This is a genomic window from Paeniglutamicibacter psychrophenolicus, assembly GCF_017876575.1.
GTDB lineage: Bacteria > Actinomycetota > Actinomycetes > Actinomycetales > Micrococcaceae > Paeniglutamicibacter > Paeniglutamicibacter psychrophenolicus.
In genome coordinates this window covers 918,906-939,453 of record NZ_JAGIOE010000001.1, presented here as the reverse complement: position 1 = coordinate 939,453, position 20,548 = coordinate 918,906, and the positions used below count along the sequence as shown (strand labels likewise).

The following is a 20,548-nucleotide window of genomic DNA, read 5'->3' as shown; positions in this document are numbered from 1 at the left end:
CGGACGATCAACAGCAATATTTCTTGTACTTGGGTGGGTGGCCCCGTCTTCATGAAGCGCTCTGAGACGGAACCACCCACCCACACCCTCATGTGGTGTTTAGTTGCCAATCCATACGTTGTAGAAGCCGCGCACAGTTCCTTGCGTTGGTTCAAACCCACCGATATTGGCTCCGATTACGCTCAGCCGCGGTTCGTGCCCGAGCTTTACAAATGGCAACTCGTCCCAGATGAGCTGTTGCATTTTGTTCCAGGCCGGCAAACGGGCTTCGATGCTTTTACCCGCAGTGACATCAGCCATCAACGACTTCTTTTCATCTGTGGACCACCATCCCGGGAAATCGTCGTTGAGGAACACAACTGTCAGCGGGTCCGAATAGGCGGTACCGCCGGCAAGGAAAATATCCCACTTGGAGGGATCAGTACGGGTAGAGCCGAATGTGGCTGCGTCCATGGCCTGTAGGTCCACGGTAAAACCGATGCCTTCGAGTTGCTGCTTGAGCAGGGGGCCGTAGCCATCAGAATCGGGGCGGTAGAGTACACGGACGGGAGTGCCGTCGTATCCTGCTTCTTGCAACAGAGCCTTACCTGCATCAACATTCTTGTTCTTGTAAATATCTGCACCGGCATTCGAATACCATGGCGAGCCTTTGGGGAACAGGCTCGAGTCATCAGCAAAGTATTCGGTCCCGCCAAGCTGCTGAGTGGCAATAGTTACTGGATCTACGGAGTTCAGAACCGCTTGACGCATTTTCAGATCTTCCATCAGACCCGACTTGTTATTCAGCTGAAGTATCGAGAATCCAGCACCCTCACTCACCACTGGCTTCAGCGATGGATCCGCCTGATAAACAGAAAGCTGATCCATGCTCATGAACTGTGGAACGATGTGCGCCTGACCGGTACGAACTTGGTTCAGGGCATTGGCGTCGTTAAAGGGGACGAACTTAATCGTGTCAGCATAGGCTTTCTTGGACCCGGCTGCACCATCTGCTTTTTCGCTGCGCGTAGCGTAATCGTCAAAACGCGAGATCACGGCTTGCTGGTCGGTGGCGAAGCTGTCCAACTTGTAAGGACCAGTGCAATCCAGTGAAGTCAGGTCCTCTGAACCGGATGCTTCCAGCGAGGCAGCCGACATAATGTAGGCGCCAGTGTCCGGTGTTGCCAGCAGCGCCGGGATTGCACCCGTCGGTTGGTTCGTGGAGATGGAAACGGTCAGCGGGTCAACCGCGGAAATTTCCTTGGTCAATGAGCTGAAAAGCTTGCCTGCATCTGCGCCTCCATAGCGCTTCAGCGAGGCGACCACGTCGGCTGCCGTTAGTTCGGTGCCGCTATGAAGTTTGATGCCTTCACGAATCGTGATGGTGTAAACACCGGATTTTTCGTCATACTCATAGCTTTCGGCAAGCCCGTTTTCCACCGAGGTGTTCGCTGCGTTGGCGAAGAGGCCTTCACACGTTGAGGCTGCAACCATCCAGTTCGACCGCGAGGTTGTGACATATGGGTCGATCATCGATGGGAGTGACGCTACGACAAGCTCACCACCGGTGACCGGCTCGTTGGATGCCACGGCACCATCAGAGCTTGTTGCACCGCCGCAGGCAGAGAGTGCCATTGCGGCACAGAGCAGCATACCGATCGTTACGGCACTACGTTTCGAATTCATGGCGCAGCCTTTCAATAAATTCCAGGTGGGGAGCCCGCGAGTGGGGGTTCAAATAGAGTAGGGGGTTTCGAATGTGACGCCCATTTCAGTTACCGCGACCGCGGTAACTGAAGAGAATGCCGATCGGAAGATGGTTTCCATCAAGAATTAGTGATCCTCCGGGACATCAAAATTACGTGACGACACCTAACAATGATCCGGCACCATAAACCGTTCTCCGGTCAGTACCTCAAATCGGGCGCCGCAGTCGGCACCCAAAATAACGACGGTGATGTCAGAGGTGTCCATCTCGATCGTCGCGTTGGTGGAGGCTACACTGCGGTGATCCGGTGTGGCGACCTAACCTGCTCAGGCAGCCACCACACAGGTCCGGACGCGCATAGATGTTCGTTCTGGTTCCGGGCACATCACCCGCATTTCATTGCCTAAGACCACTGTCATCAACCCGGCATTCCATACCGCTAGCGTTGACACAATGGACAACAATCGAATCAACGAAAGGCGCCCATCGCGGTTGGGCGAAGCTCTCCCTTGCATGACACGTGTTCACCCGTTGGATTGGCACGAGACTTCCCGGATTGCCGTCGCGCACTCCCTCATGGCTGGAACGCATCGGGCCCGGGGTCCCCGAAATTGTTGTCAACGCCCTGGATGCGCATTCTGTTTAAGCCGGGGAACGGCTGGCAGCAGAGCTCGAGGGATCTTCGGGCCACCACCGCTGCCCGGTGCATCGGTACGGATTGCAGGGGCCCAGACTCATCGAGCAGTTGCAACTTGTTCACCGCGTAGTTCCTTGGACAGCTCGTGGGCGTGGTGCAGCAGCAGACGGCCCAGCTCGGGCTGGCGTTCGGCGCTGAACCTGGACTCGATGCCGGTCAGGCTCAGCGCCCAGGCGGGCTGGCCGGCCGCATCGAAGACGGCCGCTCCCATCCCCCAGCTTCCTTCCACGATCAAGCCGGGATTCACCGCCCAGCCCCGTTCCCGGGTCTCGGCAATGCGCTGCCTCAGCAACTCCTGACCGTGCTCGCTGCCGTACCCTTCCTCCAGGGCGTGGCCCTCCACGTAGCGCTCGATCGCTTTCTCCGGCAGGAACGACAGGATTGCAAGCCCCGCCGAGGCCACCCCGAGCGGGAACCGCTTGCCCTCGTAGAGCACGAACGAGCGGATCGGGAACGCCCCGTCCTGGCGCAGCAGGCACACCGTTTCCTCGCCCCGGCGGACCGACAGGAACGCGCTCTCACCGGTGGCGTCGGCCAGCGCTGCAACATGGGGGCGGGCAATGTCGGTGATGTCGTAGCGCTCGGCGGCCACGGTTCCCATCAGGTACATCTCCGGGCCCAGCATCCACAGCCCCGACTTGTTCTCGTGGTCGCAAAAGCCTTCGGCGGTCAGAGCCGCAAGCAGCCGGTGGACGGTGGGCCGCGCCAGCCCGGTGCCCCGGGCTACCTCCGCCGTGGAGATGCCCCTGGGCATCGCGGTGCTCACCGCTCGCAGCACCGAGGCCATCCTGCCCACGACCTGGGCGCCGGGAAACGAGGTATTCATGTCCATATTATGGACGATATGACGCATTCAAACCACCCATCGAACGATCGGGAACGAATCAACGTCATTCATTGACCACAAACCCGCGGGATCTGTACCGTCAAAGCAGAACAGTGATGCAATCCACATCGTGGACGACTCAAGGAGAATCATGGCAACGAAAGTATTGGCCGACGCCGCGCAGGCCCTGGCCTCGACCGTGCGCGACGGCATGACCATCGCGGTCGGCGGCTTCGGGCTCAGCGGAATACCCACCCGACTGATCACCGCCCTGCGCGACTCGGGTGCCACCGGACTGACCATCGTCTCGAACAACATGGGCGTGGACGGCAAGGGACTGGGCCTGCTGTTGGAAAACAAGCAGGTCTCCAAGGTGCTGGCCTCCTACGTGGGAGAGAACAAGCTCTTCGCCAGGCAGTTCCTGGACAACGAGCTCGAGGTCGAGTTCGTCCCGCAGGGCACGCTGGCCGAACGCCTGCGCGCCGGCGGTGCCGGCATCCCCGCCTTCTACACCCCCACCGGTGTGGGCACCCCGGTTGCCGAAGGCAAGCCGGTCATGACGTTCGACGGCCGCGACGCCATCCTGGAACGCGGCATCGTTGCCGACATCTCCCTGGTCCGCGCCCACGAGGCAGACCGCGAGGGCAACCTGCGCTACCGGATGACCGCCCGGAACTTCAACCCGCTCGTCGCCGCCGCGGGCCGGACCACCTTCGCCGAGGTCGAGGTCATCCTCGAGGACTACCTGGACCCGTCCCTCGTGGACACCCCCGGCATCTTCGTGCAGCACGTCGTGACGACCGACGGCACCAAGGACATCGAACAGCGGACCGTGCGCGTCCGCCAGGAGGCATAGCAAGCATGTGGACACGCGATGAAATGGCGGCCATTGCCGCCAGCGAACTGACCGACGGCCAATACGTGAACCTGGGCATCGGCATCCCGACCCTGGTGGCCAACAACCTGCCCGAGGGCGTGAACGTCACCCTGCAGTCCGAGAACGGGTTGCTGGGCATGGGCCCCTTCCCCTACGAGGGCGAGGAGGACGCCGATTTGATCAACGCAGGCAAGCAGACCGTCACCTTGCTCCCCGGCGGCAGCTACTTCGACTCGGCCACCTCCTTCGGCATGATCCGCGGTGGCCACGTCGCCACCGCGATCCTCGGCGCCCTGCAGGTTGCCGCCAACGGAGACCTGGCCAACTGGACCATCCCCGGCAAGCTCGTCAAGGGCATGGGCGGCGCCATGGACCTGGTCGCCGGCACCCCGCGCGTCATCGTCATCACCGACCACGTCGCCAAGGACGGGTCGGCCAAGATCGTTGAGACCTGCGACCTGCCGCTGACCGGAGTCGGCGTGGTGGATAGAATCATCACCGACCGCGCGGTGTTCGATATTCTCGATTCAGCCCTGGTGCTGCGCGCCATGGCGCCCGGCATCACCATCGAGTCCCTCGCCGAGGTCACCGGTGCCCCCTTTGCCGTAGAACTACAGGAAGATATCGCAGCATGAGCGCATTGATCGCCGGGTACGCCCGCACCCCGTTTGCCCGCTTCAACGGGGCCTTTGCCACCGTCCCCGGCACGGCGCTGGGAGCCCACGCTGCCGCAGCAGCCCTCGAGCGCGCAGGGATCTCCGCCGAGGACGTCCAGCGCGTCTTCGCCGGACAGGTGCTGCAGGCGGGCGCCGGGCAAAACCCCGCACGCCAGTCCTCCGTGGGAGCCGGCATCGGATTCAACGTCCCGGCCCTGACGCTGAACGCAGTGTGCCTCTCGGGCACCGAGGCCGTCGTGGCAGGCACCCGCATGATCGACGCCGGCGAGGCGGACATCGTGGTGGCCATCGGTCAGGAATCCATGTCGCTGGCGCCCCACGTGCAGCGGGCGCGGGCCGGAACCAAGTACGGTGCCATCGAAATGATCGACACCCTCGAATTCGACGGCCTCACCGACGCCTTCGAGGCCCGCTCCATGGGTTCCTCCACGGAGGACGGCAACACCGCCATGGGCATCAACCGTGCCGAGCAGGACGCATTCTCCGCCCGCTCGCACCAGCTGGCAGCCGCGGCCGCCGACTTCCACGCCGGTGAGATCGCGCCGTTCACCATCAGCTCCCGGCGCGGGGACACCGTCGTGTCCGCCGATGACGGGATCCGTGCCGACACCACGGCCGAGTCCCTGGGCAAGCTGCGCCCGGCCTTTGCCAAGGACGGCACCATCACCGCGGGCAACGCCTCGCAGATCACCGACGGCGCCGCCGCCCTGGTGCTGGTCAGCAAGGCCGCGGCCGAGCGACTGGGCCTGACGCCGATGGCCGAGATCGTCTCCCACGCGCTGGTGGCGGGCCCGGACGTGCTGCTGCACGAGCAGCCGGCCAACGCCATCCTGGCGGCCCTTGAAGGAACCGGCATTGCCCCGAAGGACCTGAAGGCCGTGGAAATCAACGAGGCCTTTGCCGCCGTTGGCGTTCGTTCCACCGCGAAGCTCGGGATCGACCCGGAGATCGTGAACACCAAGGGCGGGGCCATTGCACTGGGCCACCCGATCGGTGCCTCGGGAGCGCGGATCATTGGCACCCTGGCACGCCAGCTGGCCGAGCTTGGTTCGGGGTCCGTGGGCGCCACCGGCATCTGCGGCGGTGGCGGCCAGGGCAGCGCCGTGGTGCTGCGGGCGCTGTAGGCCAAACAGCATCGGGTGTCGCTGGGACATCCGTCGAACACGGGCACTCTCCACATCACTCAAGAGGCGTGGAAGGTGCCCGTGTTTTCATGCAATTCAGGCAGCGTCAAGCGGCTTCACATGGTGCGTCTTGCCCTCCAGCTCCCGAGCGAGGTCATAGTTCACCTGCATGGCGAGCCAGCCCCGGGCGGTACCGGTTCCGGCAAGTTCCAGCCTGACGGCCAGATTCGGGCTGATGCCGGCACGACCGTTGACTACTCTGCTCAGGGTCACGCGAGCGACACCTAACCTGAGCGCGGCTTCCGCAACGGTGAGGCCGAGTCCGGCGATCACGTCCTCGCGAATGATCTCACCCGGGTGCGGTGGGTTCTTCATCATGGTGCTGTTCCTTCAGTGGTAGTCCTGGTAGTCAACGAGTTCGACGTCTTGCCCAACAAATCGGAATGTCACACGCCAGTTGCCGTTGACCCAGATCGAGAAGTGTCCGGCAAGGTCGCCCTTGAGCTCATGGGTGCGGAACGAGGGAATGGCGAGGTCAGCCGGCGTCCGCGCAACATCGAGTACACCCAAGATGCGGACGAGTTTTGCCGCATGCGCTGGCTGTACACCCTTCTTGGAATTGTCGCGATAGAGCGCTTCCAACCCCTTATGCCGGAAACTGACGATCATAACAGACTGTATCGCGTGTCGACTCACGACACAAGACCCCCTTCCCCAACCCTGCCTCCCCGAAGCGCAACAAGGGTGCGATCACTGTGCAGCCAGCTTCGGCGCCCCACGCAATTCCCAATCGAATGATTGACAGTGACCCGCATCACGGTGTTTGCTGGGCGTAGGAGCCAATCAATCGATCGGCTCTTGTGCGAACCCGGCAACGGAGCAAATGATGAACATCGGCAAGGTCCAACAAGCTGCAGTGCTCCTCTTTGCCCGGCAAGGCTTCGCCGCCACAGGCATCCGCGAGCTGGGCGCGTCCGCCGGCATCAACTCCGCCACGATCTACCACTACACCGGCAGCAAGGAAGAACTCCTGGTGCAAGTGATGCGCACTTGCCTTGATGAGATGATCGCCTCCGGTTCGGCGGCCCTTCGCCTCAGCGCCGAGCCGACCATCCAATTGGCGGCCCTGGTATCGGCCCACGTCGGTTTCACCGCCGCCAATCCGCTAACTGCCCGGGTGGCCGAATACGAAATGCGTGTGCTGTCACCGCTGAACCGCGAGGCGATGCAGAAGCTGCGTGACGACTACGAGTCGCTCTTCGCCCAGGTCGTCGAACGCGGCATTCGTGTCGGAGACTTCAGCACGGAGGACCCGACCATGGCACGCCTCGCCTTGATGGAAATGGGGACCGGAGTCGCCCACTGGTACCGCCCCGACGGTCGGCTGACGCTGTCCGAGGTCCAACACAACTTCGTGATGATGGCCTGCAAGATTCTCTCGGCCGACCGCTCCATGCTGGCGGGCATCAACTTCATCCACCCACCCGTGCAGCTCGCCAGCGAACCGCCGGGAGTTCCCGTTGTCTCCGCCCACTGACACACCATCCCCGACGTTTTCAGCTTCGAAAGAGGATCCATGGAAGCCCTGTCCAGCACGATCGACACCACCGGCCCCGCCTTCCTGAAGAACGCCGCCGAACAAACCCGGCTGGTCGCCGAGCTCAAGTCGCGGCTCGCCGCCGCCGCCCTCGGCGGATCGGAAAAATCACGCCAGCGCCACCTCGACCGCGGCAAGCTCCTGCCGCGCGACCGCGTCAACACGCTGCTCGACGAGGGCTCTCCCTTCCTGGAGATCGCGCCGCTCGCGGCCGAGGACATGTATGGAGGGGACTGCCCAGGTGCCGGCATGATCGCCGGTATCGGCTTGGTGCACGGACGCCACGTGCTGGTGATCTCCAACGACGCCACCGTCAAGGGCGGCACCTACTTCCCGATGACCGTGAAGAAGCACCTCCGGGCCCAGGAAATCGCCATGGAAAACGGATTGCCCTGTGTCTACCTCGTCGACTCCGGCGGAGCCTTCCTGCCCATGCAGGACGAGGTCTTCCCCGACCGCGACCACTTCGGGCGCATCTTCTACAACCAGGCCAACCTCTCCGCGGCCAAGATCCCGCAGATCGCTGCCGTCCTGGGCTCCTGCACCGCCGGTGGCGCCTACGTCCCGGCCATGAGCGACGAGACGGTGATCGTCCGCAACCAGGGCACCATCTTCCTGGGCGGACCTCCCCTGGTGAAGGCGGCCATCGGCGAGATCGTCACCGCCGAGGAACTCGGCGGCGGCGACCTGCACGCCAAGACCTCCGGCGTGGTCGACCACCTGGCCGAAAACGACGCTCACGCCCTGGCGATCGTCCGGAACATCATCGAAACCCTGCCGCCCACCCCGGCCCCGGCCTGGGACATCGCCGAACAGGTCGCCGAACCACTCGAGGATCCCGCCGAGCTCTACGGCGCGGTGCCCACCGACGTGAATGCGCCCTACGACGTCCGCGAGGTCATTGCCAGGGTCGTGGACGGCAGCGAATTCCACGAATTCAAGGCCAACTACGGCACCACCCTGGTCACCGGCTTCGCCCGCATCCACGGGCACAAGGTCGGCATCATCGCCAACAACGGCGTGCTCTTCTCCGAGTCCGCCCTCAAGGGCGCCCACTTCATCGAGCTCTGCGACCAGCGCGGCATCCCGCTGGTGTTCCTGCAGAACCTCGCCGGGTTCATGGTGGGCCGCGACTACGAGGCCGACGGCATCGCCAAGCACGGCGCCAAGATGGTCACCGCGGTGGCCACCGCCCGCGTCCCCAAGTTCACCGTCGTCATTGGCGGGTCCTTCGGCGCAGGCAACTACTCCATGTGCGGGCGTGCCTACTCTCCGCGCTTCTTGTGGATGTGGCCGGCGGCCCGGATCTCGGTGATGGGTGGCAACCAGGCTTCCGGCGTACTGGCGACCGTGAAGCGCGATGCGATCGAGGGCGCGGGAGACACTTGGAGCGCCGAGGACGAGGAAGCCTTCAAGGCGCCGATCAAGGAGCAGTACGAAGCCCAGGGCAACCCCTACTACTCCACCGCCCGGCTCTGGGACGACGGGGTCATCGACCCGCAAGACACCCGCCGGGTGCTCGGCATGGCCCTTGACGTCGCTTCCCGCCAACCGCTGCCGGAGACCTCCTTCGGCGTCTTCCGCATGTAGTTGCGGTACATCCCTACTTCCCTCCCCCAAGATCACTTGATTCCAGATAAGGACCAATCGTGACGAACAAACTTTTTGACACGGTGCTCGTGGCCAACCGCGGGGAAATCGCCGTCCGCGTCATCCGCTCCCTCAAGGCCCTGGGCATCCGCTCGGTCGCCGTGTACTCGGACGCCGATGCCGGCGCCCTCCACGTGGCCGAGGCCGATGTGGCCGTGCGCATCGGGCCCGGTGCCGCCACCGAAAGCTACCTCAGCATCCCCGCGATCCTCGAGGCCTGCCGCCGCTCCGGCGCGCAGGCCGTGCACCCGGGCTACGGGTTCCTGGCCGAGAACCTCGAATTCGCCCGCGCCCTGGAAGATGCAGGCATCACCTTCATCGGCCCCGATGCCCACTCCATCAACCTGATGGGCGACAAGATCCGCTCCAAGAACCACGTCATGTCCCACGGCGTCCCGGTGGTCCCTGGCATTGCCAAGGCCGGACTGACCAACGAGGAACTCATGGCCGCCGCGGACTCGGTGGGCTTCCCGCTGCTGATCAAGCCCTCGGCCGGAGGCGGAGGCAAGGGCATGTTCGTGGTCGATTCCGCAGCTGAGCTGCCCGAGGCCCTGGCCAGCGCCCGCCGCACCGCGGCCAGCGCCTTCGGCGACGACACGCTCTTCCTCGAGCGACTCGTGCGCAACCCCCGCCACATCGAGGTCCAGGTCCTGGCCGACCGGCACGGCAACACCATGCACCTGGGCGAACGCGAATGCTCGCTGCAGCGCCGCCACCAGAAGGTCATCGAGGAAGCGCCCTCGCCGCTGCTGGAAAACCACGCCGAGGGCGGGCGCATCCGCGCCGAAATCGGTGCCGCGGCAGTCGCCGCCGCGAAATCGGTGGACTACGTGGGCGCCGGAACCGTGGAATTCCTGGTCAGCGACGAGAACCCCGGCGAATTCTTCTTCATGGAAATGAACACCCGCCTGCAGGTCGAGCACCCGGTCACCGAGGAAGTCGTCCGCATCAAGGAGCAGCGCATCGACCTGGTCGAATGGCAGGTGCGCATTGCTGCCGGCGAGGCCCTGGATTTCACCCAGGACCAGGTTCAGCTGCACGGACATGCGACCGAGGCCCGCGTCTATGCCGAGGACCCCGCGCACGACTTCATGCCCTCGATCGGCACCATCCTTGTCCTCACCGAGGCCTCCGGCGAGCACATCCGCGTGGATTCCTCGCTGCGCGAGGGACTTGTAGTTTCCTCCTTCTACGATCCGATGGTCTCCAAGGTCATCGCCTGGGGAACCGACCGCGCCGATTCCCTCGCACGACTGGACCGGGCACTGTCCTCCACCGTGATCCTGGGCGTGCTGACCAACATCGAGTACCTGCGCCTGCTCATCGCCGATCAGGACGTGGCCGCGGGCCGGCTGGACACCAACCTGATCGCCCGAGTAATGCCTGACATGGAATTCCGGGCAATCTCCGCTGCCGAGCTGGCCCTGGCCGCGCACCTTTCCCGCCCGGCACACAAATCCGCCGCGAGCCCATGGCAACGCGGGGACGGATGGCGGCTGGGCGCCCACGTCGGCACCGCCCTGCAATTCGAGGTCGACCTGCAGACCCGTTCGCTGTCCTTCCGCAGCACCGGAAACGGTTCCGCAATTGACATCGATGGCCAGGAATTCCTGGTGGAGACAGCAGGCCCGGGCCGCTTCTCCGTCAACGGGCTGGCGCACCGCGTGTCCACCGCCCGCTCCGCCGACCGCACCATCTGGCTGAGCCACGACGGGTGGACCACCGGCGTGCGGCCGCTTGACCGCACCGAAGTGCTCGCCCGCGAGCTCGCCGCCATGGACCGCGGCGCCGGGGCACTGTCCCCCGAGGTGCGCTCCCCCATGCCCGGAACCGTCATCGCCGTACAGGTCAGCGACGGGGAACTCGTGGCGGCCGGCCAAATCCTGGCCACCATCGAGGCCATGAAAATGGAACACCAAATGCTCTCGCCGTCCGACGGGGTCGTGAACATGAGCCACCTGAAGGCCGGGGACCTGGTCAAGGCCAACCAGCTCATTGCCACGGTCAAGGACATGGAGTCCCAGGCCGAGGACATCGATACCACCCTCACCGATCTGGAGCACAGCGCATGAGTACCCAAACCCCCGAGCGCGTCCAACAGCGCGGCTTCTACCTCGATGAGCTGCGCGAGGGCGTCATCTACGCGCACCGCCCCGGACGCACCCTCACCGAGACGGACAACGTCCTGTTCACCTCGCTGACCATGAACAACCAGGGCCTGCACCTGGACGCTGCCTGGAGCGCGACCCAGCCCTTCGGACAGCGGCTGATGAATTCCCTGTTCACGCTGGGAACCATGATCGGCCAGTCGGTGCCGCAGATGACCGAGGGGACCATCATCGGCCAGCTCGGCATCGACGCCGTGAAGTTCCCGCACCCGATGTTCCACGGTGACACGCTCTACACCGAAACCGAGGTCACCGAGATCCGGCTTTCGAAGTCCCGTCCGGGACAGGGCATCGTCACCATGAAGCACACCGGGCGGAACCAGGACGGCGTCATCGTGGCCACCGCCACGCGTACCTGCATGATGTGGACCAAGGACGCCCACGCGGCATCCATGAACACCAACGAAGAGGACTAGGCATGCAAGACTTCAGCATGGGTCCGGCGATCCTTTTCTGCCCGGCAGACCGACCCGACCGCTACGCCAAGGCGCTCGAGCGTGCCGACGCGGTGATCATCGACCTCGAGGATGCGGTGGCTGCGGACAACAAGCAGGCCGCCCGTCAGGCCCTGCTCGAGAACCCCCTGGATCCGGAACGCACCATCGTGCGCGTCAACCCGGTGGGCACCCCGGACTTCGCCGCGGACATCGCAGCCATCGAGCAGACCAAGTACCGCACCATCATGCTGGCCAAGACCGAGACCCTTGACGACCTGGCCACCGTGGCCGACTTCAACGTGGTGGCCCTGTGCGAAACCGCGCTGGGGGTCCTCAATGCCGGGCAGATCGCGTCCTCACGCAACGTCGTGGCGCTGATGTGGGGCGCCGAGGACCTGGTGGCCTCCCTCGGGGGGGCATCTTCCCGCCACGAGTCGGGCGGCTACCGCGATGTGGCTCTGCATGCACGATCCCAGGTGCTGCTGGCCGCCGGTGCGTACCGCAAGGTCGCCATCGACTCGGTCTATATCAACATCCCCGACCACGAGGGGCTGCTGGCCGAATCCATTGATGCTCAGGCCTCCGGGTTCGGGGCCAAGGCCTCCATCCATCCCGGGCAGATGCCCGTCATCCGCCAGGCGTTCTCGCCCTCGGCAGAGCAGGTCGAGCGGGCCACGCGCATCCTTGCCACGGCTGAAGTCTCCGCCGGCGTGTTCACGTTCGAGGGGCAGATGGTTGACGAGCCGCTGCTGCGCCACGCGCGGGCCATATTGGCCCGACACCGAATCTCCGGCATCGCTTGATCCTCACCCTGTTACCAATGTCGGTGTTGACAGGCTTCGTCATGAGCTGTTGCGCAAACGAATGTAGGGAGCTTTTTGGCAGCGGTGGTACAGGCAGCCAATTGGGTGAGCAGAACCGGTCCGGGTTGATGGGTTCCGGGCTGCCCACCCAGTGGCGGCGCGTCCGTGTATTTCATTAGGTGATTTAGGGAAGTCGCAGCAAGACGGCTTGTCCCTGCCCACCACCACCGCAGATTGCTGCAACCCCGTATTCGACCTGGCGTTCCTGCATCTCAACCGCCAGGGTCTGCAGAAGTCGGAAGCCCGACGCGCCCAGCGGGTGGCCCAATGCGATGGCACCGCCATTGACGTTGACACTCTCGAGGTCGATTCCGAGGTCTCGCACGCTGGCCACCACAACGCCGGCGAAGGCCTCGTTGATCTCCCAGAGTCCGATCTGGTTCGTCGCCAGACCGTTTCTGGCCAGAAGCTTTCGGATCGCATCGGCGGGCTTGAGGTGCAGCGAAGTGTCGGGACCAGCTACAACGGCGGAGTCTACGATCTCCACAATCGGGTCAAGACCCAGTTGTCGGGCCTTTTCCCTCTCCATGACTACTCCTGCAGCGCCAGCATCCGACATCTGCGATGCGTTGCCTGCGGTAATGGTCCCCCCGGGGGTGAATGCCGAATTGAGCTGCCCCAGAATATCCGCTGTGGTGGCGGGGCGTGGGCCCTCATCGAAGGTGGACGCACCTTTCAACGCCATTTCGCGCGCAAAACGTCCCTTGCTCGTAGCACTGGCAGCACGCCGGTGGCTCTCTGCGGCGAAGGAGTCCTGCACCGCACGTGATATCGACAGACGCGCGTTGGATTCATCGGAGATGGGTCCCATCCCCTGATCGGTTATCGCGCAGCGAAGCCCATCGGACTCCAACAGGTCCATGGCAGGGGCTTGTCCATACAGCACGGCTTGCCTCATTTGCAGTCCATGCAAAGCCCTACTCATCGACTCAAAACCACCGACAAGTGCGCTATCGAATTGACCAGCCCGGATCAGGGTGGAGGCAAGCGTCGCTGAATAGAGACTGGCCAAACACACATTGTTCAAGGTCATGGCAGGCACGGTAAGAGGCAAGCCAGCTCGGACCGCAACAGAACGAGCGGGGTTCTGCCCGTTTCCGGCTTGCACTACATTCCCCATGAACACGGTATCCGGCACATACCCATTGATGTTCCGGAGGGCACCCTGTGCGGCTTCGGCGCCGAGGTCAAGCGCCGAGGTGTTACGGTGTATGCCGTTGAACTTACCTATTGCCGTTCGGGCAGCTGAAACCAGGACCGGAATTCGGTTAGACATTTGAATCAGCCTTTCTCCGCGTCCAAGGACATCGTGTAACAGACCGCCGTTCCCTCAAGTACGACGATGCCGTCACCGCGCACTACCTTGGTCTTGATCTTGGTGATGGGTTTGTCCGTGCGAACCTCCGTGACTTCCACGATTCCAGTAATGACGTCACCAGGGCGGACCGGGGCTACAAAATCCCAGTTGACGTTCAAGAAGACAGTTCCCGGGCCAGGGAGCTCTTCAGCGACCACGGCATTCAATATCGCGCTTGTGACGCCGCCCTGAACGACTATCTCTCCAAAGCGAGAGGCTTTGGCCGCGGCAGGATCATAGTGGATTGGATTGCGGTCGCCGCTGATGTCGGTGAAAAGAGAGATGTCGTCGCTAGAAACGGTGCGAGACAACTGGGCGGTTTTGCCGACGTACAGGTGTGAGTGCGCGGTCGTAGTCATTGGAGTGCCTTTCATTGTTCTTTTTGAGTGTTGCGAGAGTGTGCATGGTTAGGACGCCTAGGACGGGTCCGGGGAGAAGTACCACGAATGCGTATTGCCAGCCGACAATTCCGGCAAACAGGGGAACCAGCTGGATCGAACCGACCGTGATAAGAAATCCAACGGCGGTTTGGGTCGTCAGCGCTGTGCCGATGAGACGTCGATCGACGCTTTCACTCAACGAAGTCGAGAAGACCCCGGAATCGGCAATCACCGAGGCCCCCCAGAGCAGCAGAAAGGTGAAGAGCAATGGATCGGGGGCCCTGAACATGATCGGGGAAGCCAGGCAGCAGGAACCGCTGATGGCCAGGGCCACGGCCGCCGACTGCGGTCGACCCCATTTGTCAGCGGCCCATCCGCCGAGCATTGATCCAATCACGCCACCTACGCCCATGGTTGCGAAAACGACGATGCCCACGCCAAGCACTTCGCCTGGTTCACGCGATTGACGGCTGTTTAGGATAAAGATGGGAAGCCAGGCCCAAAGCGCGTATAGCTCCCACATATGCCCGAAATATCCGACGTTCGCTAGGCGCGGCCGCTGCTGTCGAAATAGAGCCAGTACATGGCGAGGGTCCACCTTGGGCTTCTCCCGCTGGACGTATGGACCAACCCGTAGGAAGAGTGCTGAAATTGTCGCGGCCAACAACGCAAGACCCGCAGCTACCCCCATGACTTGACGCCACGGCAGTATGCCAATCCCTCCAATCAGATGCGGGACCGTAGATCCAATCGTCAAGGCTCCAATGAGTATGCCAAAGGCCTTTCCTCGACCGGCGGGAAGCGACCAGGACGCGATCAGCTTCATTCCGACGGGATAGATTCCCGCCAGAAATAGTCCGGTAAGAAAACGGAACAGGATTGCCGGCCCGAGGCTGTTAGCGGCGATGGCAAAAGCCAATGTGCATGCGGATGCGCAGGCAGCGCTGGTCGCAAGTACGTATTGTGCTGGAAACCTGTCGGCCAAGTTGAGGAACGCCGAGCCAACGGCTCCCACGACGAAACCCAACTGCACCGACGTGGTGATCCAGACCAGGGAGGCGTCTTCGAGAGCCCACTCACGTTGCAGGCTGGGCCCGACGGCAGTCGCCGAGAACCAGACCGCAAGTCCGAGTACCTGGACTAAAGCAGTCGTTGTCCGCTGCCGGGTTGCTTGCTTGTGGGCCGACATCTGAGCTAGTTCCCTACCGGAGAATTCGCGCTGTTGTCATTCTCGCGGTCGAGCTCTACATCGAATGTCGAGTGGACCCGCCCCTTTACCCGGTTGCCTCGGTGGGTCTCCTTGGCAATCCACGTGGCAACGATGGTGATCACGCTAATGCCCACCATGTAGAGCGCCACCGCCCATGGTTTGTTATCGGAGATACTCAGCAGATACACGGCCAGAACCGGTGAGACAGAGCCCGCAATCATCGACGCGATCTGGTAGCCCAACGACGCACCGGTATAGCGGACGTTTGTATCGAACATTTCCGCCATGAATGCGGCCTGCGGTCCGTACATCAAGTCGTGCAGGAGCAACGCGATCACGATGGCCAGCCAAATCATGACCGAGTGTCGGGTATTCATCATCATGAAGAAGGGGAAAGCGAATAACCCGGATAGAACCGCACCAAGCAAATAGACTCGCCGCCGTCCGTACTGGTCCGAAAGCCAGCCGGTAAACAACAAGTTGAAGGAGCTGAGGACGCAAGCGATCATGACACCGATCAGGGCAACCGAGCTGGGAAGCCCCAGCGCCTTGCTGACATAGGTAAGTGCGAAAACGGTGATGATGTAGAAGATTGCATTCTGCGAGACCTTGATGCCCACGGCAATCGCGACAGCCCTCCATTGATAGCGCAAGACCTCAAGGACAGGGAACTTGGCAACCTCGCCTTGGCTTTTGGCCTTCGCAAAGGCCGGGGTCTCTTCCATCTTGAGTCGGATGAACAATCCGACGACGATAAGCAAGACCGACCCCAGGAAGCCAATGCGCCAGCCCCAGGCCATGAACTGTTCCGGGGTAAGCAGCATCTGACAGCTCATGAAGACGCCGTTTGCCAAGAGCAAGCCGACCGGGACACCTGCCTGCGGCCATGCACCGAACAATCCGCGCTTATCCGCCGGGGCGTTTTCAACGGCAACGAGGACCGCACCGCCCCATTCTCCGCCAACACCGAAACCTTGGACGGTGCGCAGGACCAACAGAAGGATGGGCGCCCAAATGCCGATGCTGCCATAGGTAGGCAACATGCCGATCAGGGCGGTCGCCCCGCCCATCATGACAAGCGAAAGGATCAACATGGCCTTTCGCCCAATCTTGTCGCCGAAGTGCCCCATAATCACGCCGCCCAGCGGACGCGCAATGAAGCCAGCCGAGAACGTCAACAGTGCCAGCATCGTCGCCGTCAAGCCTGAGAAGTTGGGAAAGAACAGCTGCCCAAAGATCAAAGCGGCTGCGGTTCCATATAGATAGAAGTCGTACCACTCGATGGTGGTGCCCACAAAGCTCGCAACACGTGCGCGACGACGGGTGAGTGCCTGCTCTGGTGTCTCAATCAGATTGGATGACATGGTGGATCCTCAATTGTCTCTGGTGAATGGGGTGAATTGAAGGAGGGTTTGGTTGTCGCGTGCTCCGCGGTGTGGTCTGAGCTGCACGCGCTGTCCGCAATGCACCGATTCAGGGGCACAACCGACGATGTTGGTCATGAGCCGTGGGCCTTCGACCAGCTCCACGAGCGCCAAGATGTATGGGATTTCATCTCCCCAGGCTGGATGACCGGGAATGCCCACGACGGTAAAGGACCAGATGCTGGCATCTCCTGCAGCTTCCTTCCATTGGAGGTCCTGGGACCAGCATTTGGTGCAAAGGTTTCGGGGATAGTGCTGCAGATGGCCGCATTCCAGGCATTCCTGCAGCAACAGCTTTCCGGCTTCGGCCGCCCGCCAATACGGTGTTGTCAATCGCGTGGAGACAAATCCCGGCTTGGCGATCGAGGTGGTGGTCGTGGGGGTGGTCATTGTTCCGCTCCAATCAAAACGAGTGCAACTTCTTCGCTCATGGTTGCCCCGTTACCGGTCACCAGAGCCCTTTTAGGGGAGTGAATCTGGCGTTCCCCGGCGGTCCCCCGAAGCTGGTGGACAGCTTCTACGATGTGTCCCATCCCGCCGGCCAGGTCGGCCTGTCCGGTGGCCAGCTGGCCTCCGTGGGGGTTGATTGGCAGCCGACTTGCAATGGAAAAATCGTGTTCCTCCAACCACGCCCCGCCCTCTCCCTTGGCACAGAACCCCGCGTCCTCCACGGTCATCGCCACAACAATCGAGTAGCAATCGTAAATGGAAAGGAAATCTATGTCCGAGGCGCCGACGCCTGCCATTGCGTAGGCGTCGGCGACGGCCGAGGCAATTGGTGAAGTTGTTAATTCCGGTGCCTGGCTAAGCGCCCGGTGTGTAACCCGTTCACCGGCTCCCATCAGCCCGACCGACGGGTGCGGGGCATCCTTGGCCCGCCGTGCCGAAGTGAGAATCACGGCTGCCCCACCACCGCAAGGCATGACGACTTCCAAAAGACGAAGGGGCGACATCACTATCGGCGAGGTCAGGACATCTGTGGTGGTGATCGGTTGTCCATGGAATACTGCGGCCTTGTTCAGCATGGCGTTGGCACGTTGCTTAACCGGGACGCAGGCCAGCTGTTCGGGAGTGGTTCCAAAGCGCGCCATGTGCTGCTGCGCAATCATGGCGTACGCCTGATTGGCGCCACTGCCTCCATAAGGAACGTCGAACTCACGGATGGGATTGCGATTCGGTGAACGCGGCGTGACTGCAGGATCGCGGGTGTTGGCCAGAACGCACAGTACTGTCTCGCACATCCCCGATTGGATGGCAGCGGCCGCACGCCACACCATGCCGGCCCCGGTGGCTCCACCCAGATCTACAATGTCCGCGTATCGGGGCTGCAAGCCGAGATATTCAGCCACGGTGGCAGGAACATGCTGGGGGGTCTCGCCGACTTGAGGTCCGACAACCAGCCCATCGATGTCCCGTGGAATTAGGCCTGCGTCCTTCATGGCCAGGCGTGCAACGTTGGCGATCATTTCCAGGGTCGTTTCCCCAGGAGTCGTTCGCCGTGGCGGTAGCTCTGCCACACCGATGATTTCGGCGCTGAAGTGGTTCTTCATCGGGCTTCTCCGATCGCGGTAAGGGCAGAGGGATCTTCCATGGAAGAAACGTCACCGGGAGAATTCCCGAGGTATACGGACCGGATCACCCTGCGCAGGATCTTGCCGCTTCGCGTTCGAGGCAACGCTTCAACGACATGGACGTGTTTTGGTTTAAGGGGTTTCCCCAGGGCCCTGGTAACCGCCGTTTCGATGGCTGCTGCCATGCTTTCGGCATCGCACATTACGGCCGGGGCGACGCGGGCGAATATGACCAAAGCCTCGCCCTTCACGGCGTCGGGGATGCTGATGGCCGCTGATTCGAGTACGAAATCGAAGCCGTTGACCACCGATTCCACTTCGGCGGGACCCAGCCGCTTCCCCGCAATCTTGAGAGTGTCGTCGCTGCGGCCCCGAATGTACCAGACGTTGTCGTGTCCGACTTCGACCCAGTCGCCGTGGTACCAAATGCCCGGCCAGCGGTTCCAATACGTATTGAAGTACCGTTCTGGCGCACCCCAGAATGTCACGGGCATGCCAGGCGAAGGTCTGCCCAGGGCAAGTTCCCCGAATCCGGATTCAATGCTGGTCCCATCCGTGTCGATGACCGTGGCCCCCATTCCCGGCAGGGGGCCGGCAAATCCGCAAGGGTGGATGGGCAGGGCGGTGAGGTTGGAGAGGATGGCCCCGGAAACCTCGGTTCCTCCGCTGTAGTTGATGATGGGAAGGGAACAATTGGTGACCCGTCCGAAAATCCATTCGTAGGCGTCGGGAGTCCAGGCTTCTCCGCTGGAGGCGATGACACGCAGTTGCCCGTAGTTGATAACGGATCCGTCGTCCTGGCTCATGAGAGTCCGGACCAGCGTCGGGGATACCCCGAGCATCGTGACCCCGTGCCGCCGCACGACATCCCAAAGCCGGGTGTGTTCCGGATAGTCAGGCGAGCCGCTGAAAAGCGCAACGCAACTTCCGGCAATGAGCCCACCGAGAACAGTGATGGGACTCATGATCCACCCCGGGTCGGTGATCCACATTGCCGTGTCGCCCGGTCCGATGTCAAAGCTGAACGCCGCATCGCTGGCGGCTTTAATGGCGAAGCCGGAATGGCTGAGTACGACACCTTTGGGAGCCCCAGTGGTGCCCGAAGTGAAGGCGATGAGCAGCGGATGATCGGCCGGACAGTGCGCAGCCTTGACCGGGAGCCCCTGACTGCTAGCTCCCAGGTCGTCCCAAGATACCTCGCCCCCCAATGCCGGTTCCGCGCACCCTGGCACCAGCGATACGACGATCGCGTGCTTGACAGTACCGGCGAGGCTGAGCGCCTTTTCGGTTTCAGCCCGAGTTTCTACGATCTTTCCACGCCGCTCGAAGCCGTTGGAGACAATATGCGCCACTGCGCCGGAAATGCCGAGCCGATCAGCGACCGCAGTCGAGCCATATCCGGAAAACACAGGGACGGCAATAGCACCAATCTTGGCGCATGCCAATTGGGCCACGGCTGCTTGGCGAACCATGGGGAGCTGGATTCCCACGGTGTCCCCGAATTCAATACCCAATTCCAGCAGTCCACGAGAGACGCGGTTAATTTCGTTATCCAGATCGTTGAAGCTCCAGGCACCTATGGCACCGTTTTCTGATTCCCATGTCAATGCGATTTCTTCGCCTCGACCCGCGCGAATCCATCGGTTCACGGCGTTCTCGGTCAAATTGAAATGGCCGCCTGGAAACCAGCGTGTGAGATGAGGTTCCGTCAGCTGGTCGACTACGGATTCGGGTTCCGACTGCCATTCCAGACCTAGCCAGTCGGATACCCGTCCCCAGTACCATTCGGGATCAGCGGCGGCCTTCGCGGCAAGTTCCGATAGCGTTGAGCACCCGGCCCAGGAGACGAATTTAAGAATGCGACTGCGCTCGAGCTCGGCTTGCCCGGGATTCCAGATGGTCTCGGTGGCGGCGGGTAGAGAGGTAGTCGTCAAGGCGTCTCCTAGTAACTCGGGTGATGCAAATCACGTTGATAGCATCAGCGTAGGAGCATTGCGCAGGGC

Annotated in this window: 19 protein-coding genes; 8 read left to right on the top strand and 11 right to left on the bottom strand. The window is 62.3% G+C overall.

Features of this window, described 5'->3' with window-relative positions:
* Positions 1-99: 99 nt before the first annotated feature.
* The gene (locus JOF46_RS04115; RefSeq protein ID WP_209906155.1) at positions 100-1,665 is read right to left on the bottom strand and encodes an ABC transporter substrate-binding protein; all 1,566 of its coding nucleotides are present in this window, start codon (positions 1,663-1,665) and stop codon (positions 100-102) included.
* Between the two features lie 756 nt (positions 1,666-2,421).
* Positions 2,422-3,210 carry an IclR family transcriptional regulator gene (locus tag JOF46_RS04110; protein WP_425355030.1) on the bottom strand — a complete coding sequence of 263 codons (789 nt, stop codon included), beginning with the start codon at positions 3,208-3,210 and terminating at the stop codon, positions 2,422-2,424.
* Between the two features lie 151 nt (positions 3,211-3,361).
* Here JOF46_RS04110 and JOF46_RS04105 point away from each other — a divergent pair, with 151 nt between their 5' ends.
* From JOF46_RS04105 to JOF46_RS04095, 3 genes are read left to right on the top strand one after another with little or no spacing between them, the layout of a single operon-like run.
* Positions 3,362-4,066: a CoA transferase subunit A gene (locus tag JOF46_RS04105; RefSeq protein ID WP_209906153.1), complete on the top strand. Its 705-nt coding sequence runs from the start codon at positions 3,362-3,364 to the stop codon at positions 4,064-4,066.
* 5 nt (positions 4,067-4,071) lie between these two features.
* Entirely contained in the window at positions 4,072-4,722 is a 651-nt protein-coding gene (locus JOF46_RS04100) for a CoA transferase subunit B (protein WP_209906152.1), read from the top strand.
* Positions 4,719-5,888: an acetyl-CoA C-acyltransferase gene (locus JOF46_RS04095; RefSeq protein WP_209906151.1), complete on the top strand. Its 1,170-nt coding sequence runs from the start codon at positions 4,719-4,721 to the stop codon at positions 5,886-5,888. Before JOF46_RS04100 ends, JOF46_RS04095 begins: the two co-directional genes overlap by 4 nt.
* A gap of 96 nt (positions 5,889-5,984) precedes the next feature.
* On the opposite strand, the gene JOF46_RS04090 is transcribed toward JOF46_RS04095, so the two are convergent.
* Positions 5,985-6,266, bottom strand: coding sequence for a HigA family addiction module antitoxin (locus JOF46_RS04090; RefSeq protein WP_209906150.1), 282 nt, complete (start codon positions 6,264-6,266; stop codon positions 5,985-5,987).
* A 12-nt stretch (positions 6,267-6,278) separates the two neighbouring features.
* Positions 6,279-6,557, bottom strand: a complete 279-nt coding sequence (locus JOF46_RS04085; RefSeq protein WP_209906149.1) for a type II toxin-antitoxin system RelE/ParE family toxin — start codon at positions 6,555-6,557, stop codon at positions 6,279-6,281.
* A gap of 217 nt (positions 6,558-6,774) precedes the next feature.
* On the opposite strand from JOF46_RS04085, the gene JOF46_RS04080 reads away from it, so the two are divergent.
* Genes JOF46_RS04080 through JOF46_RS04060 form a run of 5 tightly spaced genes read left to right on the top strand, consistent with a single transcriptional unit; the run spans position 6,775 to position 12,543 of the window.
* Entirely contained in the window at positions 6,775-7,425 is a 651-nt protein-coding gene (locus JOF46_RS04080; RefSeq protein ID WP_209906148.1) for a TetR/AcrR family transcriptional regulator, read from the top strand.
* A gap of 39 nt (positions 7,426-7,464) precedes the next feature.
* Positions 7,465-9,075: a carboxyl transferase domain-containing protein gene (locus JOF46_RS04075; protein WP_209906147.1), complete on the top strand. Its 1,611-nt coding sequence runs from the start codon at positions 7,465-7,467 to the stop codon at positions 9,073-9,075.
* A 56-nt stretch (positions 9,076-9,131) separates the two neighbouring features.
* Positions 9,132-11,207: an ATP-binding protein gene (locus tag JOF46_RS04070; protein WP_209911521.1), complete on the top strand. Its 2,076-nt coding sequence runs from the start codon at positions 9,132-9,134 to the stop codon at positions 11,205-11,207.
* Entirely contained in the window at positions 11,204-11,719 is a 516-nt protein-coding gene (locus tag JOF46_RS04065) for a MaoC family dehydratase (protein ID WP_209906146.1), read from the top strand. Before JOF46_RS04070 ends, JOF46_RS04065 begins: the two co-directional genes overlap by 4 nt.
* A 2-nt stretch (positions 11,720-11,721) precedes the next feature.
* Positions 11,722-12,543: an HpcH/HpaI aldolase/citrate lyase family protein gene (locus tag JOF46_RS04060; protein WP_209906145.1), complete on the top strand. Its 822-nt coding sequence runs from the start codon at positions 11,722-11,724 to the stop codon at positions 12,541-12,543.
* Positions 12,544-12,727: 184 nt separating this feature from the next.
* Here JOF46_RS04060 and JOF46_RS04055 read toward each other — a convergent pair whose 3' ends face one another.
* Genes JOF46_RS04055 through JOF46_RS04025 form a run of 7 tightly spaced genes read right to left on the bottom strand, consistent with a single transcriptional unit; the run spans position 12,728 to position 20,479 of the window.
* On the bottom strand, positions 12,728-13,879 hold the full coding sequence (locus tag JOF46_RS04055) for an acetyl-CoA C-acyltransferase (protein WP_209906144.1): 1,152 nt from the start codon (positions 13,877-13,879) through the stop codon (positions 12,728-12,730).
* A 5-nt stretch (positions 13,880-13,884) separates the two neighbouring features.
* Positions 13,885-14,319 (bottom strand): MaoC family dehydratase, encoded by a 435-nt coding sequence (locus JOF46_RS04050; protein ID WP_209906143.1) that lies wholly within the window; start codon positions 14,317-14,319, stop codon positions 13,885-13,887.
* The gene (locus JOF46_RS04045; protein ID WP_209906142.1) at positions 14,252-15,529 is read right to left on the bottom strand and encodes an MFS transporter; all 1,278 of its coding nucleotides are present in this window, start codon (positions 15,527-15,529) and stop codon (positions 14,252-14,254) included. Before JOF46_RS04045 ends, JOF46_RS04050 begins: the two co-directional genes overlap by 68 nt.
* Positions 15,530-15,534: 5 nt before the next feature.
* On the bottom strand, positions 15,535-16,914 hold the full coding sequence (locus tag JOF46_RS04040) for an MFS transporter (RefSeq protein WP_209906141.1): 1,380 nt from the start codon (positions 16,912-16,914) through the stop codon (positions 15,535-15,537).
* A gap of 9 nt (positions 16,915-16,923) precedes the next feature.
* Positions 16,924-17,364, bottom strand: coding sequence for a Zn-ribbon domain-containing OB-fold protein (locus tag JOF46_RS04035; RefSeq protein WP_209906140.1), 441 nt, complete (start codon positions 17,362-17,364; stop codon positions 16,924-16,926).
* Positions 17,361-18,524: a thiolase family protein gene (locus JOF46_RS04030; RefSeq protein ID WP_209906139.1), complete on the bottom strand. Its 1,164-nt coding sequence runs from the start codon at positions 18,522-18,524 to the stop codon at positions 17,361-17,363. Before JOF46_RS04030 ends, JOF46_RS04035 begins: the two co-directional genes overlap by 4 nt.
* Complete coding sequence (locus tag JOF46_RS04025; RefSeq protein ID WP_209906138.1) at positions 18,521-20,479, bottom strand: AMP-binding protein; 1,959 nt, start codon at positions 20,477-20,479, stop codon at positions 18,521-18,523. The genes JOF46_RS04030 and JOF46_RS04025 overlap by 4 nt, the downstream gene beginning before the upstream one ends.
* Positions 20,480-20,548 lie beyond the last annotated feature (69 nt).

Coding starts and splice junctions, on each gene's coding strand:
- JOF46_RS04060 (WP_209906145.1), top strand. CDS start 11,722: ATGCAAGACTTCAGCATGGGTCCGGCGATCCTTTTCTGCCCGGCAGAC.
- JOF46_RS04040 (WP_209906141.1), bottom strand. CDS start 16,914: ATGTCATCCAATCTGATTGAGACACCAGAGCAGGCACTCACCCGTCGT.
- JOF46_RS04080 (WP_209906148.1), top strand. CDS start 6,775: ATGAACATCGGCAAGGTCCAACAAGCTGCAGTGCTCCTCTTTGCCCGG.
- JOF46_RS04095 (WP_209906151.1), top strand. CDS start 4,719: ATGAGCGCATTGATCGCCGGGTACGCCCGCACCCCGTTTGCCCGCTTC.
- JOF46_RS04090 (WP_209906150.1), bottom strand. CDS start 6,266: ATGATGAAGAACCCACCGCACCCGGGTGAGATCATTCGCGAGGACGTG.
- JOF46_RS04115 (WP_209906155.1), bottom strand. CDS start 1,665: ATGAATTCGAAACGTAGTGCCGTAACGATCGGTATGCTGCTCTGTGCC.
- JOF46_RS04075 (WP_209906147.1), top strand. CDS start 7,465: ATGGAAGCCCTGTCCAGCACGATCGACACCACCGGCCCCGCCTTCCTG.
- JOF46_RS04045 (WP_209906142.1), bottom strand. CDS start 15,529: ATGTCGGCCCACAAGCAAGCAACCCGGCAGCGGACAACGACTGCTTTA.
- JOF46_RS04050 (WP_209906143.1), bottom strand. CDS start 14,319: ATGACTACGACCGCGCACTCACACCTGTACGTCGGCAAAACCGCCCAG.
- JOF46_RS04085 (WP_209906149.1), bottom strand. CDS start 6,557: ATGATCGTCAGTTTCCGGCATAAGGGGTTGGAAGCGCTCTATCGCGAC.
- JOF46_RS04065 (WP_209906146.1), top strand. CDS start 11,204: ATGAGTACCCAAACCCCCGAGCGCGTCCAACAGCGCGGCTTCTACCTC.
- JOF46_RS04055 (WP_209906144.1), bottom strand. CDS start 13,879: ATGTCTAACCGAATTCCGGTCCTGGTTTCAGCTGCCCGAACGGCAATA.
- JOF46_RS04100 (WP_209906152.1), top strand. CDS start 4,072: ATGTGGACACGCGATGAAATGGCGGCCATTGCCGCCAGCGAACTGACC.
- JOF46_RS04035 (WP_209906140.1), bottom strand. CDS start 17,364: ATGACCACCCCCACGACCACCACCTCGATCGCCAAGCCGGGATTTGTC.
- JOF46_RS04105 (WP_209906153.1), top strand. CDS start 3,362: ATGGCAACGAAAGTATTGGCCGACGCCGCGCAGGCCCTGGCCTCGACC.
- JOF46_RS04030 (WP_209906139.1), bottom strand. CDS start 18,524: ATGAAGAACCACTTCAGCGCCGAAATCATCGGTGTGGCAGAGCTACCG.
- JOF46_RS04110 (WP_425355030.1), bottom strand. CDS start 3,210: ATGAATACCTCGTTTCCCGGCGCCCAGGTCGTGGGCAGGATGGCCTCG.